Source organism: Nocardiopsis mangrovi, from assembly GCF_042653925.1.
Lineage (GTDB): Bacteria > Actinomycetota > Actinomycetes > Streptosporangiales > Streptosporangiaceae > Nocardiopsis_B > Nocardiopsis_B mangrovi.
On sequence record NZ_JBHSFQ010000023.1, the window covers coordinates 13,768 to 29,306 of the forward strand.

Consider the following 15,539-nt stretch of genomic DNA (forward strand, 5'->3'; position numbering starts at 1 on the left):
TTCGGCGAAGAGTGCAAAAATCAGCCCAGACATGAAGCAACCGCCCTACATCCTCGTCGTGAACGGGACGAAGGTCGACCGACCCGTCTTCGTTCTCGGCGCCCCCCACTCGGGCGTCGACCTGATCGCCCGCGCACTGGGGCGCGCCCCCGGGTTCTACCTCGGATCCGGTGATCCCGGCGTCCTCAACGCCGTCTACGCCGTCGCCCGCCGCCCCTCCATCGCCGAGGAGCGCGCATCGGGGACGGCCACACTGCTGCGCGACGCGTTCGCCGAGTCGTGGCAGCTCACCCCGCTCACCTGCCCGCTGTGCCCGGGAACCCCGGTCAGCGCGCGCGAGGCCGGCGAGCCCTGCCGGCACGCCCGCGAGGCCACCCGCTTCGGCGACGCCAGCCCCGACCTGCTCTACAGCGCGACCGCGCTGCGGACGGCCTTCGAGGACGCGCTCTTCGTCCAGGTCATCCGGGACGGCCGGGACGTCGCCGCCGCGATGCTCGCCGACGAACGCTCCCTGGCGTGGTTCCGGCCGGGTCTGGCCAACGTCGGCGACGAGTTGCCGAACCCGTTCTTCGGGATCGAGTCCGAGCACGAGCGGAACGAGTATCCGCGGCTGTCCACCGCGACCAAGTGCGCGCTGCGCTGGCGCGGGGCGGTGCGGCTCTCGGCGCGCCTGCGCGGCGACCTGGGCGCCGACCGGCTCATGACACTCCGCTACGAGGACCTGTTCGGCAACGAGGTCGGAACGGCGGAGCACCTGCGCGAGTTCACCGGCGCACGGGTCTCGGCCATGGAGCTGGTCACCACCGAGGCCACGGGCATCGGCGCGTGGCGCTCACGGCTGACCGCCGACCAGCACCGCGACGTGCGCTCGGTGGCCGAGACGGAACTGGCCCGGCTCGGGTACACGTAGCCGGGCCGGCCGTCCTCAGCGCCGATCCGCCAGGAAGGGCACCACCACGCCGGCCACCTCGCCGGGGACATCCTCGGCGAGGTCGTGCCCGGCGTCGAAGACGTGCCCCGTGACGTCGTGGGCGAGCAGCCGCATCCGGGCCTCGTTCCGGTCGCCGGTGAACGCCGAGCCGCCGGGCGCCAGGACCGCCGGGCCGCCAGGGGTCGAGCGGCGGGGGGCCGCGCTCGGCGGGAGCCGCCCGCCGAGCCGCCGGCCCCCCGCCGAACCGCGTCAGAACTCGCGGTACGGGAGGTACTTGCCGTCGAGGGTGATGACCACGCGGTCGCCCTCCTCCGACGCCACCCGCTGGAAGTCCATCCGGAAGTCGATGGCGCTCATGATCCCGTCGCCGAACTCCTCGCGGATCAGCTCGCTGACGGTCCCGCCGTAGACCTGGACGATCTCCTCCAGCCGCGCCACGATCGGCTCGCTCGGGTCGACCACGGCCTCGCCCCGGACCGGCGGCAGCCGGAGCGCGTCGACGACCACCTGGTCCAGGCCGAGGAGCTCGCCCGCGGTGCGCGCCTGCTCCTCGCCGAGGGGGTGCTGCCCCAGGAGCGCCGCGGTCGTCCAGACCTTGGACCGGCCCACCTCCGCGGCGATCTCCTCCCAGGTGAGGTTCTTGCGGCGCTTGGCGTCGAGAACGGCCTCGGCCGCCTCCGCACGGCCGAGGGGATCGATCGGGGTGAAGGACACTCCGCACCTCCGTTGTTCGTGGGTTCCGGGCATGTGTCCGGCCTGCCACCCGACCCTAGGAACCGGGGGCGCCCGGCGCCAGCGCGGAGGCGGGGCCGAGGCCGGATTCTCCTGCCAGCCGATCCCGCGGGCCGCTCTCAGCCGGTCCCCTCGGCGTCGACCGCGACCGCCGCGCCGTCGGCGGCGGCCGACGTGAAGACCGCCTCCAGCACCCGCGCCGTCCTCCGCGACTCCGACAGCGGGATCGGCGCCGGCGCGCCCGCGCGAACGGCGTCGGTGAGCGCCAGGACCTGGAGCCGGTAGTGGTCGGCGGCCGGCACGGTCTCGTCGCGGACCCCCTGCTCGCCCACGACGGTGATGACGCCGTCCTCGGCCGCGCCGGCCCAGGCGTTGCGGATGGCGGCCGAGCCGCGCGTCCCCTGGAGTTCCAGCCAGGAGCGGGGGCCGTAGTCCATGGAGTGGTCGAGGACGGCGCTGCGCCCCCCGCCGAAGTCCAGCAGCACCGTGCCGCTGGTGTCGACGTCGGCCCCGGCCTTGCGCGACAGGACGGCGCGGACCGCGCGCGGCGCCCGGCCGAAGTGGAGCATCGCGGCGTCCACCGCGTAGCAGCCCACGTCCCACGTGGCCCCGCCGCCCAGGCCGGCGGCGAGCCGGATGTCCCCCGGAGCGGCACCCATCAGGAACGCGAAGGAGGCCCGGACCACCCGCAGGTCGCCGATCTCTCCCGAGGCGAGCAGCTCGGCCGCGCGCCGCTGCTGCGGGTGGAACCGGTACATGAACGCCTCCATCACCGTTCGCCGCGCGGCGCCGGCGGCGTCCCGCACGCGGACGATGTCGGCCTCCGACAGGGCCATGGGCTTCTCGACCAGGACGTGCTTTCCGGCGTCCAGGGCGCGCAGGGTCCAGCCGACGTGCTCGCTGTTGGGCAGGGCGATGTAGACGGCCTCGATCGCGGGGTCGGCGAGCAGGGCGTCGTAGTCGTGGTGGGCGCGGGCGCCGTACGCCGCGGCGATCTCCGCCGTGCGCCCGGCGCTCCGCGGCCGGCCGGCGACGGCGGCCAGCTCGGTGCGGCCTCCGGCCGCGATGGCGGGCATCACCCGGCGGCTGATGGCGGCGGTGGCGCCGAGGACGCCCCATTGCATGGGAGCGCTCCCAACAGGTTCGCCTGCCGGTGTCGTCATGCGTGTCCTCCCGGGGGGTGCGGCCCGCCGTCCGGCGGGCGCCGGCCCGGCGGCCCGATGCTACCCCGGTGTGCCCGCCGGGGGCAGCCGTCCCCCGGCCCTCGGGGGCGGCGACGGCCCGCGCACTCACCCGCGTAGGATGGCGGCATGGGAGAACTCACCGTCGTCAGCCTCATCATGCTCATCGCGATCATGGCCATCCCCGTGTCCATGATCGCCGCCGGCGCCGTCTACTGCGTCCGGCTCGCCCGCAAGGGCACGGAGGCCACGCTCACCGGCGCGCTGAAGCGCCGCGAGCTCGCCTGAGGGCGCGGGGACACCGGCCGGGGCCGGCCGCCCGATAAGGGGCGGCCGGCCCCGCCGTCCGTGAAGCCCAGGGCCCCGGGGCCGCGCGCCGGCCTGTCCGTCCCGCGGCGGTCGCGGCACGCACCGCGCCGCACCCCCGGATCAGTCGTCGGCGTCGAAGGTATCGGGGTCCGGGCCGAAGCGCTGGTCGGCGTTGAGGGCCGAGATCGCGTCGACGTCCCCGTCGGAGAGCTCGAAGTCGAACACCTCGCGGTTGGCCCGGATCCGGCCCGGCGTGGCCGACTTCGGGATGGCGATCGTCCCGATCTGGAGGTGCCAGCGGATCAGCACCTGGGCCGGGGTCTTTCCGTGTGCCTCCGCCAGCTTGCCGATCACCGGGTCCGTCAGCAGGTTCCCCCTGCCCAGCGGGCTCCACGCCTCGGTCGCGATCCCGTACCGCGCGTGGAAGCGGCGCAGCCGTTCCTGGGTGAGCCGGGGGTGCAGCTCGATCTGGTTCACCATGGGGATGATCCCGCCCTCGTCCATGATCCGCTGCAGGTGCTCGATCTGGAAGTTGGACACCCCGATCGCCCGCACCCGCCCCTCGGCGTAGAGGTGCTCCAGCGCCTTCCAGGTGCCCACGAAGGAGTCCCGGGCCGGCAGCGGCCAGTGGATCAGGTAGAGGTCGAGCCACTCCAGGTCGAGCCGGCGCAGGCTCTCGTCGAAGGCGCGCAGGGTCGCGTCATAGCCGTGGTCGGCGTTGCCCACCTTCGAGGTGACGAAGAGCCGGTCCCGGTCCAGCCCCGATTGGCGGACGGCGGCTCCGACGCCGCCCTCGTTGCCGTAGGCGGCGGCCGTGTCGATGCTGCGGTACCCCGCGCTGATGGCGGTCCCGACGACGTCGACGGTATCGGCGGCGTCGACCTGCCAGACACCGAAGCCGAGCTGCGGGATGCGCACCCCGTTGTTGAGGGTGACCTCGGGAACCGTGAACATGTGCTTCCCCCCATTGCCGACACCCGGACGGCCGCCGCGGCGGCCGCGCGCCGGAGGTCCCCACCCCGGCGGCGCCTGCGCCGTGAGAGACGGCGCCGTCCACCATCATCCCCCGGACGCGGCCGCCGCCCGCGGCACGGCCGCGGCGGGCCGCCCACGGACATGGCAAAATCCGCTCGCGGCCGTCCCGGGGTGCGGAGGGAGGCGTCCGCGCGTCAGCGGTCGAGCCGGTAGGCGATGCCCAGCACCACCCGGTCGCCGGGGGCGCACCAGGGAACGACGTCGTCGAACTCCGCACCGCTCCCGTGGCGGATGACGTAGGGCATGCCCGGCCACCGCTCCTCGATCTCGGTGGCGACCGCGGTGCGCGCGGCGGCGTCGGCGACCTCGCGCTGGCCGTCTGTGTCGGCCTCGGTCTGCGGGATCGCGCGTGCGGCGACACCGATGGCGTTCGCCTGCTCGGGGACCATGCGGGGCCGGCGGCCGAGCGCGGCCAGGGACGTGCGGGCGTGGTCTTCGCGGCTCTCGGTCATGCCCGCCCGCTACCCCGGCGCGGTGGATCATCACGGCCCGATGTCGGATCGGGGCCGCGGCCGTCTCGGGCGGCACGGGCGGCACGGGCGGTCCGCGTGCACTCGCCCACTGTGACGGGGAAGCGGATTCCGGTGACCCGACCCGGTCAGACCCGCACGTCGCGGTGGATCTTCGGGGGCGGCGGGCGCAGTATCGACAGTGGCGGGACGGGGCGCTCGTGGTCCCGTAACGGAAGACACGGGGGACGCTGTGATGGACGCATACGACACCGGCGGTGCAGGAGGCGACCTGGGGCGGCGGGCCGCCCACAGGCGCAAGGGGCTCGGTCTGACGCACGAGGAGGTCGCCCTGCGCGCCGGGATGGCGCCGGGCTATGTCGCCTATCTGGAGGAGCACCCGCCCGTCCTGACCCGGTGGGCGCTGTACCGGCTCGCGCGTGCGCTCCAGACCACCGAGGACGTGCTGCTGGGAGCCGAACCGGAGGGCGCTCCCGGCCTCCCGGGGTCGCCGGTTCCCGACCCCGAACTGCGGGACCTGGACCCCGAGGAGTGCGCGCGCCTGCTGGAGCCGGGCGGGGTGGGCCGGGTCGCGTTCCTGGTGGAGGGCGAGCGCGCGCCCATGGTGCTGCCGGTGAACTACCTGGTGTCGGCCGGGACGATCGTGTTCCGGGCCGACCCCGACGGGGTGATCGCCCACCACGCCCTCGGCGAGGTGGGGTTCCAGGTCGACCGGTTCGACGGCGCCATGAGTGAGGGGTGGACCGTGCTCGCGGCCGGCCCGGCCCGCCGGGTGGAGGAGCCCTCGGAGCTGAGCGCGCTCCGCGCCCTCACCCCGATCCGCCCCTGGGCGGGCGGCGACCGCGACGCCTGTGTCCGCATCACCCCCGCCCGCCTCACCGGCCACCGACTGCGCCCGAGGGAGGCGTGAAGGAGCGGCACGAGGTGCCCGCCCGGAACGGAGTTCAGGCGGCGCGGGCGGCGGCCAGGGCCTCCCGGTACTCGTCCGTCCACTGCGCCCCGCGCTGCTCCGGGGGGAGGCCGTCGAGGCCGGCCTGGAGGTGGTCGGCCGCGTCGGCGTGATCGCCCAAGGACGCGTGCACCATGCCGATGTTGAGCGAGAAGAACGCGGGCGAATACCAGTAGACGACCTCGGGGGGATCGGCGGCAGTCGCCGCGCGGCGGGCCGCTTCGTCGAGCAGCCGTCGCGCGGCATCGGCCTGGCCCAGGCCGGCATACCCCTGCGCCGCCTGGAAGGTATCGAAGACCTGCTGGGTCTCGTGCGCCCCCGGGCTGTGCCGCGCTGCCTGGGAAGCGCGGACCACCCCCCCGAAGCGCCGCTGCTGCCGCGCCACGTACCCGCGGAAGGAGACGGCGACCGCCGCGATGGTCGGGGCGCCGGCTTCATCCGCCATCTCCTCGGCGAGCGCGAGCATCTCCAGGGATTCCCGGTCACGGCGGACGGCGGCGAGCATCCACCCCGTGTGCTGGTGCATCTCGGCCACCACCGCCAGCAGGGGTGCACGGTAGGGGCCGCGTGCGTCGCGGGCGAACGCCGAGACCGTGGACAGTTGGGCGAGGCTCCCTGGCAGCATGACCGCGGGCCCCACCGCGTCCTCCAGCCGTCTCTGTGCGGCCAGGACCTTCGCCATGGCCGCCACCGATTCGGAATCGACCCGGGAAGGAAGGGACACGCCGCACGCGATCCTGCCGCGGTCGTCCGGCGTGAGCGCGAAAGCCAGAGCGGCGAGCGCGCCATCGGCGCCGACGAGGGTGTCGATGGCTTTGGCGAGATCGGGTGACGGCAGCCGTTTTCCCGAAAGCACGCGGGACAGATATCCCGAATCGTAATTCACGGCCCGCGCGGCAGCCCGCAGCGACAGCCCGCGCTCTTTCAACGCCGCCCGCGCCCTGATGGCGAAATCCGACATTGCAGACCTCCGAATGTGGCTGTTCTCGAGATTGCGACGTCCACGACACCGTCAACCGGATGTCACGCGGCGCGGGCGGCGGCCAGGGCCTCCCGGTACTCGTCCGTCCACTGCGCCCCGCGCTGCTCCGGGGGGAGGCCGTCAAGGCCGGCCTGGAGGTGGTCGGCCGCCACTCGGGGGTCGCCGAGGGCGAGATGGGCCAGGCCGATTCCCATTCGGGAGAAGGTCGGAGAGAGCCAGTAGGCCGTTTCCGGCGGAACCGTACCGGCCGCTTCGTCGGCGAGCGCCGACGCGGTGTCGAGGAGCCTGCGCGCCGGATCCTTCCTCCCCATGAGCGCGTATCCGTGGGCGGCCTGCACGGCGTCGCCCACACGCTGCAACGGCGACGCCCCGGGGGTGTGGAATGCCGTGAGGAAATGCCGCACGACCGCACCGGGTCGTCGCTGCTGGCGGGCGAGGTAACCGCGGAAGTTCGTGGCCTGCGCGGCGAGTTCACCGCTGCCGACGTCGTCGGCGCGGTCCTCCGCCTCGGTGAGCCAGCGGGTCGCCTCGGCGTCGTTGCGCGCCTCGGCGTGCAACCACCCGACGAACTGCGCCCATTCCGCTGCGACGATGCGAATGCCATCGGCATGGCGCCCCCGGGAATCACGCGCGAGCCGATCCACGGTCTCCCACTGGGCGAGGGTCGCGGGGAGCATCGCGGGCGCCGGCAGGGAATCGTCGAGACGGCGCTGCGCGGCGAGCACGTCCGCGAGAGCCTGCACGGCCGCGGCATCGATCCGGGTGGGCCGCTCGATCGTCCGCGTGATTCTCTCGCGGTCGTCGGGGGTGAGGGTGGACGCCAGAGCGGCGAGCGCGCCATCGGCGCCGACGAGGGTGTCGATGGCTTTGGCGAGATCGGGTGACGGCAGCCGTTTTCCCGAAAGCACGCGGGACAGATATCCCGAATCGTAATTCACGGCCCGCGCGGCAGCCCGCAGCGACAGCCCGCGCTCTTTCAATGCCGCCCGCGCCCTGATGGCGAAATCCGACATTGCAGACCTCCGAATGTTGCCGGAACCGCTGCCCCGAGCATAGGCAGCACTCAACATCTGGCGCGCTGCCCGTCCACGGCAGAACGCTGTGCGTGGAGGCGTTTTCACAGGTCGCGAACCATCGAGGTGCCCCGCGACGGGCCCTCACCGCCCGGGGCGCGGCCATCGACCAGCGAAGGAATGCGATGACGGAGTCCACTCTACCGAAACGGCCGGGCCGGGTCCGTCCGTATCGGGTGGAATGGGAAATGCGCATCTACGAGGAAAGGCTCGTGCGCGCGGCCTCGTTCGCCCGGAGGACGCGAACGGCCCTCGGCCGGCTCTGGGCGGAGCGCGTCCGGTGATATCCGATGTCCGGCAGGTCACCATGCCGGAACTGCGATCATGGGCTCAGCGACACGGTGTGGAAATCCGCGAGCATCCGTCGCGGGACCTGTGCGGCAACCGGATTTTCAGCGTCGGCCACGGATCCGAGGTCCGGGTCGCCAAGGTGCCGCCCGATGAGTCGCCGGCGATCCGGGAGATGTGGAACGCCCGCGCCCAGCGGGAGTTGCGGAACATGCCCTGGCCCGACCTGACCCGGTACCTGATGGAGCACCCCGTGTTCGGCTACACCGGTCCGCAGACCTGAGCCGCGGACGCGCCGGTCGGCGGGAACGGGCCGGGGGTGCGGCGGACGGATCGCCGCACCCGCGGCCCGGAGCCGCTCTCCGCTCCGGTGCGCGAGCGGCGCCCGCGCACCGGAGCGGGCCCCGCCCGCGCGGTCGCGAACCTCCGGCGGGGTCGGTATCAGCCTCCGTCGGCGACCGCCCCCAGGACCGCGGAGTACAGCGCGACCACCTCCGGGCGAACCGGCTCCTCGTCGATCAGCCGTTCCGCGGCCGCGAAGAGCTGGTCGTCGTCCAGCTCCTCCCACGGGATCGTTTCGTGCATAGCGGCCGACTATCCGCTGTCCCCGCGTCCATGCACCGCCCGCGGGCCCGCCTCAGTCCTCGGGGACGGGCCCCAGGTCGGCGGCCGGAACGAAGTCCCACCCGTTGCGCGCGGCGGATTCCAGTTCGAGGACCACCAGGCGGTTGGCCCCGGGCCGGACCACGGGGGCGGGGACGTAGAGCGTCCGCTGCGGACCGCGGCGCCAGTAACGGCCCAGGTTGACCCCGTTGATCCACACCTGCCCCTTCCCCCACCCGGAGGTGTCCAGGTGCAGGTCGACCGCTTCGGCCAGGTCGAAGGCGCCCTCGTGGAAACCCGCCCGGGGCAGCGCCCGCGCCGGGCCGAACGGCACGCCGGTCAGGTCGTCGAGCGGCAGCCGCACCGTCTGCCACCCCGTCAAGGGCTCCCCGTCGAGCAGGACCGGCCCGATGAGCCCCTTGGCCTCCCCGATCCGGGGGCCGTAGTTCACCCGCCCCTGGTCCTCCACCAGGATCTCCAGGACGGCTCCGGGGCGCGGCGCGGTAACGGCGAGCGTGGTGTCGTGGAAGTCGCGGTGCAGCACGCCGGCCGCCCTGCCGTCGACGAACACCTGGGCGCGGTCGCGCACCTCGCCGACCGACAGCACCGCCTCCCCCTCCGCCGCCACCTGCGTCCGGTAGAGCAGGAAGCCCTGGTAGTGGCCGAGGTCGTCCATGGTCGGCGGGTCCTCGCACCGCTCCACCGCGCCCAGGAGGGCCAGCGTCTCCAGCAGCGGGGCCGACCCCGAGACCGGCACGTGGATCCGCGGCGCCGGGGGCGCGGGCTCCGGCGTTTCGGCGGGGACCTTGGCGTGGCGGGCGATCACGTCGCGGAAAGCGGCGTACTTCGGGGTCGGGTCCCCCCACTCCGACAGCGGCGCGTCGTAGTCGTAGGAGGTGACCGTCGGCTCGTAGACGCCCTTGTCGTTGGCGCCGTTGGTGAAGCCCGCGTTGGTGCCGCCGTGGAACATGTAGAGGTTCACCGAGGCGCCCGCCGACAGCAGCTCGTCAAGGGCTCGGGCCGATTCCTCGACCGGGGTGGTGTGGTGGGGGCCGCCCCAGCGGTCGAACCACCCGTCCCAGAACTCCATGCACATCAGCGGGCCGTCGGGCTGGTGCCGGCGCAGGGTCGCGAGCCGTTCGGGCACCCGCGAGCCGAAGTTGGCGGTGCGCAGCAGGCCGGGCAGCCCGCCGCGGGCGAGCATGGTGTCGTCGGCCTGGTCGCTGGTGAACAGCGGGACCTCGATCCCGCCGTCGCGCAGCGCGTCCGCCAGCGCGTGCAGGTAGCCGGTGTCGTCGCCGAAGGCGCCGTACTCGTTCTCCACCTGCACCGCCAGCACGGGGCCGCCCCGGGTCACCTGGAGCGGGACCAGGAGGGGCAGCAGGCGGCCGAGGTAGTCGCCGACGGCGGCGAGGTAGGCGGGGTCGCTGCTGCGCGGGCGCACGTCGGGGTCGGCCGTGAGCCACGCCGGCAGGCCGCCGTTGTGCCACTCCGCGCAGATGTAGGGCCCGGGCCGGACGATGGCGCGCAGCCCCTCCTCCGCCGCCAGGCGCAGGAACCGGGTCAGGTCCAGCTGCCCGCCGGTGCGGAACTCGCCGCGCCGTGGGGAGTGGGCGTTCCAGGCGACGTAGGTCTCGACGGTGTTCAGGCCCATCAGGCGGGCCTTGCGCAGCCGGTCGGCCCACAGGTCGGGGTGGACCCGGAAGTAGTGCAGGGTGCCCGAGATGATCTGGACGGGCTCGCCGTCGAGCAGGAAGTCCCGTTCTCCGATCGCGAACGTCGGCATGTGCGTCTCCACGCGTGTGTCGGGCCCGGTGCGGTGGCGGACCGGGGCAATCGGGCGTCGCGGTGGGGCGGGCCGGGGCCCGCCCCACCGGTCGGCGGCCGCGGCCGCCGGGCTTGCTGGTAGCCGGGCCGCGGTCAGCCGCCCGCGGCCTCGGCCAGGTCCCAGACCTGGTTGGCGCCGGTGGTCGGCCGCCACACCCCCACCGGGGCGCCCTCGTCGTAGGATTCGCCGAGCACGTCCAGGAGCAGCCCGTTGCCGGCGTTGACGACGGTGACCTCCCCCTGCCCGGTGGTGGAGACCATCCACCGCCGGGCGTCCCCGGACCCGGGCGGGGCGCCCGCCGGTGGTCGGGTCAGGGGGACTCGACGGTGAAGCCCTGTTCGGTCGCGTAGTCGGCGATCCGCTCCTGCCAGGCGGCGAGGCCGTCGGCGACCGGGGCCGCTTCGGTGATGCTCTGCCCGGCGGTGTCGATGAAGACGCTGTTGGCGTAGACCTGCACCGGCAGGTACTGCCACCCGGGGGCCACGGACTCCGACGACTCCACCAGGACCTCGTTGATCCGCTGGCCGCCGAAGAACTCGTGCTCGGCCTCCAGGAACCCGGGGTCGGCGAGGAGGTCGGTGGTGGCGGGGAACAGCCCGGTGTCGTTGAGCACGCGCGCCGCCTCGGGGTCGGTGTTGAGCCACTGGGCGAAGCCGATGGCGGCGAGGCGGTTCTCCGACTGCGCCATCACGGCGGTGGAGGACCCGCCGTTCTCCGCGGTGACGGGGTCGCCCTCCTCCCACGCCGGCAGCGGGGCGACCCGCCAGTCACCGGCGGAGTCGGGCATGGTGGTGGCCATGGCGCCGGGCGCCCAGGCGCCGGCGATCCAGGTGGCGTAGCGGCCCGTCGACATGCCGCGCCACCACTCCTCCGTCCAGATCGGGGCGGGGTCGACGAGCCCGTCCGCCAGCAGCGCGGTCCAGGTGTCGGAGAAGCGCCGCGCGCCTTCGTCGCCGAGGTCCAGCGAGATCGTGTCCGCCCCCTCCACCCCGAAGGGGCGCGAGCCGGCCTGCCACATCAGCGAGTCGACCATGCCGGCGTCGCCGGGGTCGATGGCGGTGAAGAAGGCGTCGGGGTTCTCCTCCTGGAACCGCTCGGCGGCGCCGGCGAAGTCCGCCCAGGTCCCGGGCGGCTCGATCCCCGCCTCCTCCAGCAGATCGGCGTTGTAGAAGAGCGCCAGCGGCCCGGTGTCCTGGGGGACGCCGTAGACGCCCTCCCCCACGCGCACCTGTTCCCAGGCCGAGGCGGTGAAGCGGTCCTCGTACTCGCCGAAGCCGTGGTCGCCGAGGTCGACCACCGATTCGGTCAGGGCGAACTGCGGCAGGGCGAAGTACTCGATCTGGGCGACGTCGGGGCCGCCGCTGCCGGCGCGGATGGTGTTCTGGAGGTTCGTGTACTGCTCCGCCGACTGGCCGGAGTCGACGACCTCCACGGTGATGGCCGGGTACTCCTCCTCGAACAGCTCCACCGCCTGGCCGATCTCGGGCGCCCACGACCAGAAGGTGAGGGTGGTCTCCTGCTGGAGGGCCGCCTCGATGTCGGACTGGTCGCCGCTCTGCTCCGCTCCGCCGCCGGAGCCGCCGCAGGCGGTCAGCGTGAGCAGGACGGCCGCGGCGGCCGCGACCGGGGCGCGCAGGGGGCGCCGCGCGAATGGGGGGGTCGAAAGCATGGGCGTGGTCTCCCTGTGCGGTGGCGGGGTGCCGGGGACGGCGGGACGGGGGGTGGTGGGGGCGGTGCGGTGGACGGGGGTGCGTGGACGGAAGGGGTCACTGCTTGACGCTGCCGGCGGCCAGTCCCGACTGCCAGTAGCGCTGGAGGAAGAAGAACGCGATGACCAGCGGAACGATCGCCACGAGGGAGCCGGTGATCACGATGTTGTAGACGGCTTGGCCGCCCGAGCTGGAGCCGATCTGGCTGTTCCACTGGTTCAGGCCCACGGTCAGCGGATACCACCGCGGGTCGTTCAGCACGATCAGCGGCAGGAAGTAGTTGTTCCAGGTGGCCACCAGCGCGAACAGCAGCACCGTGACCATTCCCGGGGCCATCAGCCGCAGCGCCACCGTCCAGAAGATGCGCAGCTCCCCGGCTCCGTCGATCCGGGCCGCCTCCAGCAGGGAGTCGGGCACCGCGTCGGCGGCGAAGATCCGCATCAGGTAGAGGCCGAACGGGCTCACCAGGGCCGGGATGATCACCGCGAAGGGCGTGTTCACCAGGCCGACCTGGCTGAACAGCAGGAACGTGGGGACCGCCAGCGCGGTCAGGGGCACCGCCACGCCGCTGATCACCACGGCGATCATCAGCCGCTTTCCCGGGAAGTCGAACTTGGCCAGCGCGTAGCCGCCCATGGCCGCCAGGATGGTGGCGCCCACCGCGCCCACCCCGGCGTAGAGGACGGTGTTGGCCAGCCAGCGCGCGTAGACCCCGTCCTGGTAGGTGAAGACCTGCGCGATGTTGTCGGCCAGCGCGAAGTCGTCGCCGAACCACAGTCCCGGGCTGGTGTAGAGCGTGGCGTTGGACTTGGTGGCGTTGATGACCAGCCACAGCAGCGGGACCACCGCGTAGACCAGCATCACCAGCATGAGCAGGGTCAGCGTCACCGACGAGCGGCGGCGCGGGCCGCCCCGGCGCGCGGCCGGGCGCCGGGGGCGCGGGGGGCGCGCGGCGGGGGCGGGGGCCCCGGTGCGGGGCTCGGGCATGCGGACTCCGGCGGTCGTCATCGGCGCTGCCCCCTGGAGGTGATGACCTGGGCGATGTAGGCGACCGCGATCGTCGCCAGCCCCAGCACGATCGCCACCGCGGCCGAGTAGTTGAACTGCTGGCCGTTGAACGCGAGGTTGTAGGCGTACATGTTGGGCGTGTAGTAGGTGGAGATCGACGACGTCAGCGACTCCAGCACGTTGGGCTCGTTGAACAGCTGGAAGCTGCCGATGATGGAGAACAGCAGCGCCACCCCCAGCGCGCCGCGCAGCGCCGGCACCTTGATCGCGACCGCCTTGCGGATCTCGCCGGCGCCGTCGATGTCGGCGGCCTCGTAGATCTCTGACGGGACCGCGCGCAGGGCCGTGTAGAGGATCAGCATGTTGTAGCCGACGAACTCCCAGGTGACCACGTTGCCGATCGACGCCAGGAGCCAGTCCGCGCCGAGCAGGTCGGGGACGGGCAGCCCGAGCCCGTCGCGGAGGTCGGCGGCGAGCCCGAACTCGTCGCCGTAGATGAAGCCCCACATCAGCGACGCGACGACGGCCGGCACCGCGTAGGGCACGAAGATGCCCACGCGGAAGACCTTGGCGAAGCGCAGCATCCCGCTGTCGAGCGCGAGCGCGGCCACCAGCGCCAGGACCAGCATCACCGGCACCTGCACGACCAGGAACAGCCCGACCCGGCGCATCCCGCTCAGCAGCCGGTCGTCGGTCAGGGCGGCGGTGAAGTTGTCCAGCCCGACGAACACCGTCCCGCCGACCATGCGCTCCTGGAAGAGGCTGAGGTAGAAGGCGTAGCCGAGCGGCGCCACGATGGCGACCGTGAAGGCGATCATGAACGGGGCCGCGAAGCCCAGGCCCGCCCAGCGGGTGCGGCCCGTGCTCGTGCCCCGGCGCCGGGGCCGGGCTCCGGGACGGGGACGGGCGGTGGGGGCGGTCACCGCTGCGCCTCCGCACCCGCCGGGCCGCCGAGCAGCGTCTCCACCCCGGCCTCCAGGGCGAACGTGGCCGCCCCGAGGCTCACCCCGTTGCCCTCCACCGCGCACATGCGCAGCCTGGCCGCCTCCAGCGGCCGGGTCAGCGCCTGCCGCTTCATCTCGGTCTCGGCCACCGCCCGCAGGCGCTCCCCCAGCTCGGTGCCGACCCAGCCGGCCAGGACGATCAGCTCCGGGTTCACGATGTTGACGAGGTTGGCCAGCGCGGCGCCCAGGTAGCGGCCGGTCCCGGAGACGGCCGCCAGCGCGGCCGGGTCGTCGCGGGCCGCCGCTGCGGCGAGGGCGGCGATCCCCTCCTCCTGCCCCGGCGGGACCTCGCCGCCGGCGCGGCGCCACCGCTCCAGGATCGCGGGGGCGCCGACGAACGCCTCGACGCACCCGGCTCCGCCGCACCGGCACGGCGGGCCGTCGAGGTCGAGCGTGGAGTGGCCCCATTCGCCCGCGCTGTTGGTGACGCCGCGGTGCAGGGCGCCGCCGATGGCGATGCCGATGCCCACGCCGGTGCCCAGGTTGACCACGACAAGGTCGCCGGACTCCCGGCCGCCGCCGGACCACAGCTCGGCGGTGGTGATGGCCTTCAGCGGGTTGTCCAGGACCAGCGGCAGCCGCAGGTCGCGTTCGAGCTCGTCGCGCAGGGGGACGTCGTGCCAGTTCCAGTTGGGGGCGAAGACCGAGGTGCCGCCTTCGGGGTCGACCTGTCCCGGGACGCTGACGCCGACCCCCAGGACGGCGGCGCGGTCGGCGCCGATGACCTCGCCGGCGGCGCGCACGATGAGCGCCACCACGTCGCCGACGCGGTTGTCCGCGGGATCGAGGGACAGGCGCACCGAGCGCAGCCGCTCCAGGGCGACGTCGTAGAGGTCGGCGCGTATGTAGGTCTCGGCGACGTCGACGCCGACGACACGTCCGCGCCGGGGGTCCAGCGCGATCCGGGCGGCGGGCCGGCCGCCCCTGCTGCGCTCGCGCGCGGTCTCGCGCAGGACGCCGACCGCGAGGAGCTCCTTGACGATGCTGGCCACGGTGGCGAAGCTCAGCCCGGTCGCGGCCGCCAGCTCGGTCCGGTTGGAGGTGGAACGGGCGTGGACATGGCGCAGAACCTCGAAGAGGTTCCCGCGCCGCATCCCGGCCGCGCCCGCTGGGTGGGCCATGCGGATCCTCTCTACCGGAGTGACGCGAACCACATTACATTTATTACAAGGGTTGTAAATACCCATGAAATAAAGGACGTCGGTGGGGCGCCGCACCAGCGCAGTGGCGCCCCGCCGCACCTTTCGCGCGCCCGCGACCAGGACGTTCACCTCCGCCCCCGCACACCGGACCGCCGCTCGCGCGCTCCGGGTCCCGACGCCGGCCGCGATGGCGGCCCGGGGGTGCCGTCGACCGGGGGGCGCCGGGCGGGCCGGACGGAGCGGGGGATCGCCGGCATGCGCGACAATCCCCTGTATCACCGCGTCACCCGGCGCA

General features: G+C 73.6%; 17 protein-coding genes. 4 read left to right on the plus strand and 13 right to left on the minus strand.

From position 1 onward, the window contains the following. Window positions 1-31: 31 nt before the first annotated feature. Window positions 32-910, plus strand: a complete 879-nt coding sequence (locus tag ACFO4E_RS20770) for a sulfotransferase family protein (protein ID WP_378577294.1) — start codon at window positions 32-34, stop codon at window positions 908-910. Window positions 911-1,180: 270 nt separating this feature from the next. Here the strand turns inward: ACFO4E_RS20770 and cynS are convergent, their stop codons facing one another. Both cynS and ACFO4E_RS20780 read right to left on the minus strand, forming a co-directional pair. Beyond that, window positions 1,181-1,645 carry a cyanase gene (cynS, locus tag ACFO4E_RS20775; RefSeq protein WP_378577296.1) on the minus strand — a complete coding sequence of 155 codons (465 nt, stop codon included), beginning with the start codon at window positions 1,643-1,645 and terminating at the stop codon, window positions 1,181-1,183. A 137-nt stretch (window positions 1,646-1,782) separates the two neighbouring features. After that, window positions 1,783-2,787 (minus strand): Gfo/Idh/MocA family protein, encoded by a 1,005-nt coding sequence (locus ACFO4E_RS20780; protein ID WP_378577298.1) that lies wholly within the window; start codon window positions 2,785-2,787, stop codon window positions 1,783-1,785. 186 nt (window positions 2,788-2,973) lie between these two features. Between ACFO4E_RS20780 and ACFO4E_RS20785 the strand changes: the two genes are divergently transcribed. Beyond that, complete coding sequence (locus ACFO4E_RS20785) at window positions 2,974-3,132, plus strand: hypothetical protein (protein ID WP_378577300.1); 159 nt, start codon at window positions 2,974-2,976, stop codon at window positions 3,130-3,132. 141 nt (window positions 3,133-3,273) lie between these two features. On the opposite strand, the gene ACFO4E_RS20790 is transcribed toward ACFO4E_RS20785, so the two are convergent. Together ACFO4E_RS20790 and ACFO4E_RS20795 are read right to left on the minus strand one after the other, a co-directional pair. Further along, window positions 3,274-4,107, minus strand: a complete 834-nt coding sequence (locus tag ACFO4E_RS20790; RefSeq protein ID WP_378577302.1) for an aldo/keto reductase — start codon at window positions 4,105-4,107, stop codon at window positions 3,274-3,276. Between the two features lie 215 nt (window positions 4,108-4,322). Further along, on the minus strand, window positions 4,323-4,640 hold the full coding sequence (locus tag ACFO4E_RS20795) for a hypothetical protein (protein ID WP_378577304.1): 318 nt from the start codon (window positions 4,638-4,640) through the stop codon (window positions 4,323-4,325). A gap of 253 nt (window positions 4,641-4,893) precedes the next feature. On the opposite strand from ACFO4E_RS20795, the gene ACFO4E_RS20800 reads away from it, so the two are divergent. Next, window positions 4,894-5,568 (plus strand): helix-turn-helix domain-containing protein, encoded by a 675-nt coding sequence (locus ACFO4E_RS20800; RefSeq protein ID WP_378577306.1) that lies wholly within the window; start codon window positions 4,894-4,896, stop codon window positions 5,566-5,568. 34 nt (window positions 5,569-5,602) lie between these two features. On the opposite strand, the gene ACFO4E_RS20805 is transcribed toward ACFO4E_RS20800, so the two are convergent. Further along, window positions 5,603-6,568 carry a helix-turn-helix domain-containing protein gene (locus tag ACFO4E_RS20805; RefSeq protein WP_378577308.1) on the minus strand — a complete coding sequence of 322 codons (966 nt, stop codon included), beginning with the start codon at window positions 6,566-6,568 and terminating at the stop codon, window positions 5,603-5,605. 62 nt (window positions 6,569-6,630) lie between these two features. Continuing rightward, window positions 6,631-7,659 carry a helix-turn-helix domain-containing protein gene (locus tag ACFO4E_RS20810; protein WP_378577437.1) on the minus strand — a complete coding sequence of 343 codons (1,029 nt, stop codon included), beginning with the start codon at window positions 7,657-7,659 and terminating at the stop codon, window positions 6,631-6,633. A gap of 346 nt (window positions 7,660-8,005) precedes the next feature. Here ACFO4E_RS20810 and ACFO4E_RS20815 point away from each other — a divergent pair, with 346 nt between their 5' ends. Beyond that, complete coding sequence (locus ACFO4E_RS20815; protein WP_378577310.1) at window positions 8,006-8,233, plus strand: hypothetical protein; 228 nt, start codon at window positions 8,006-8,008, stop codon at window positions 8,231-8,233. A 158-nt stretch (window positions 8,234-8,391) separates the two neighbouring features. Here ACFO4E_RS20815 and ACFO4E_RS20820 read toward each other — a convergent pair whose 3' ends face one another. The 7 genes from ACFO4E_RS20820 to ACFO4E_RS20850 form a co-directional block, all read right to left on the minus strand. Continuing rightward, on the minus strand, window positions 8,392-8,535 hold the full coding sequence (locus tag ACFO4E_RS20820) for a hypothetical protein (RefSeq protein ID WP_378577312.1): 144 nt from the start codon (window positions 8,533-8,535) through the stop codon (window positions 8,392-8,394). A gap of 52 nt (window positions 8,536-8,587) precedes the next feature. Beyond that, window positions 8,588-10,339 carry a glycoside hydrolase family 35 protein gene (locus ACFO4E_RS20825; RefSeq protein WP_378577314.1) on the minus strand — a complete coding sequence of 584 codons (1,752 nt, stop codon included), beginning with the start codon at window positions 10,337-10,339 and terminating at the stop codon, window positions 8,588-8,590. Between the two features lie 134 nt (window positions 10,340-10,473). Then, on the minus strand, window positions 10,474-10,641 hold the full coding sequence (locus ACFO4E_RS20830) for an RICIN domain-containing protein (protein WP_378577316.1): 168 nt from the start codon (window positions 10,639-10,641) through the stop codon (window positions 10,474-10,476). 50 nt (window positions 10,642-10,691) lie between these two features. Then, window positions 10,692-12,050 (minus strand): ABC transporter substrate-binding protein, encoded by a 1,359-nt coding sequence (locus ACFO4E_RS20835; RefSeq protein WP_378577318.1) that lies wholly within the window; start codon window positions 12,048-12,050, stop codon window positions 10,692-10,694. Between the two features lie 97 nt (window positions 12,051-12,147). Next, window positions 12,148-13,098, minus strand: a complete 951-nt coding sequence (locus ACFO4E_RS20840) for a carbohydrate ABC transporter permease (RefSeq protein ID WP_378577320.1) — start codon at window positions 13,096-13,098, stop codon at window positions 12,148-12,150. Next, window positions 13,095-14,021 carry a carbohydrate ABC transporter permease gene (locus tag ACFO4E_RS20845; protein WP_378577322.1) on the minus strand — a complete coding sequence of 309 codons (927 nt, stop codon included), beginning with the start codon at window positions 14,019-14,021 and terminating at the stop codon, window positions 13,095-13,097. Before ACFO4E_RS20845 ends, ACFO4E_RS20840 begins: the two co-directional genes overlap by 4 nt. After that, window positions 14,018-15,223 carry an ROK family transcriptional regulator gene (locus tag ACFO4E_RS20850; protein WP_378577324.1) on the minus strand — a complete coding sequence of 402 codons (1,206 nt, stop codon included), beginning with the start codon at window positions 15,221-15,223 and terminating at the stop codon, window positions 14,018-14,020. Before ACFO4E_RS20850 ends, ACFO4E_RS20845 begins: the two co-directional genes overlap by 4 nt. Between the last annotated feature and the right edge of the window lie 316 nt (window positions 15,224-15,539).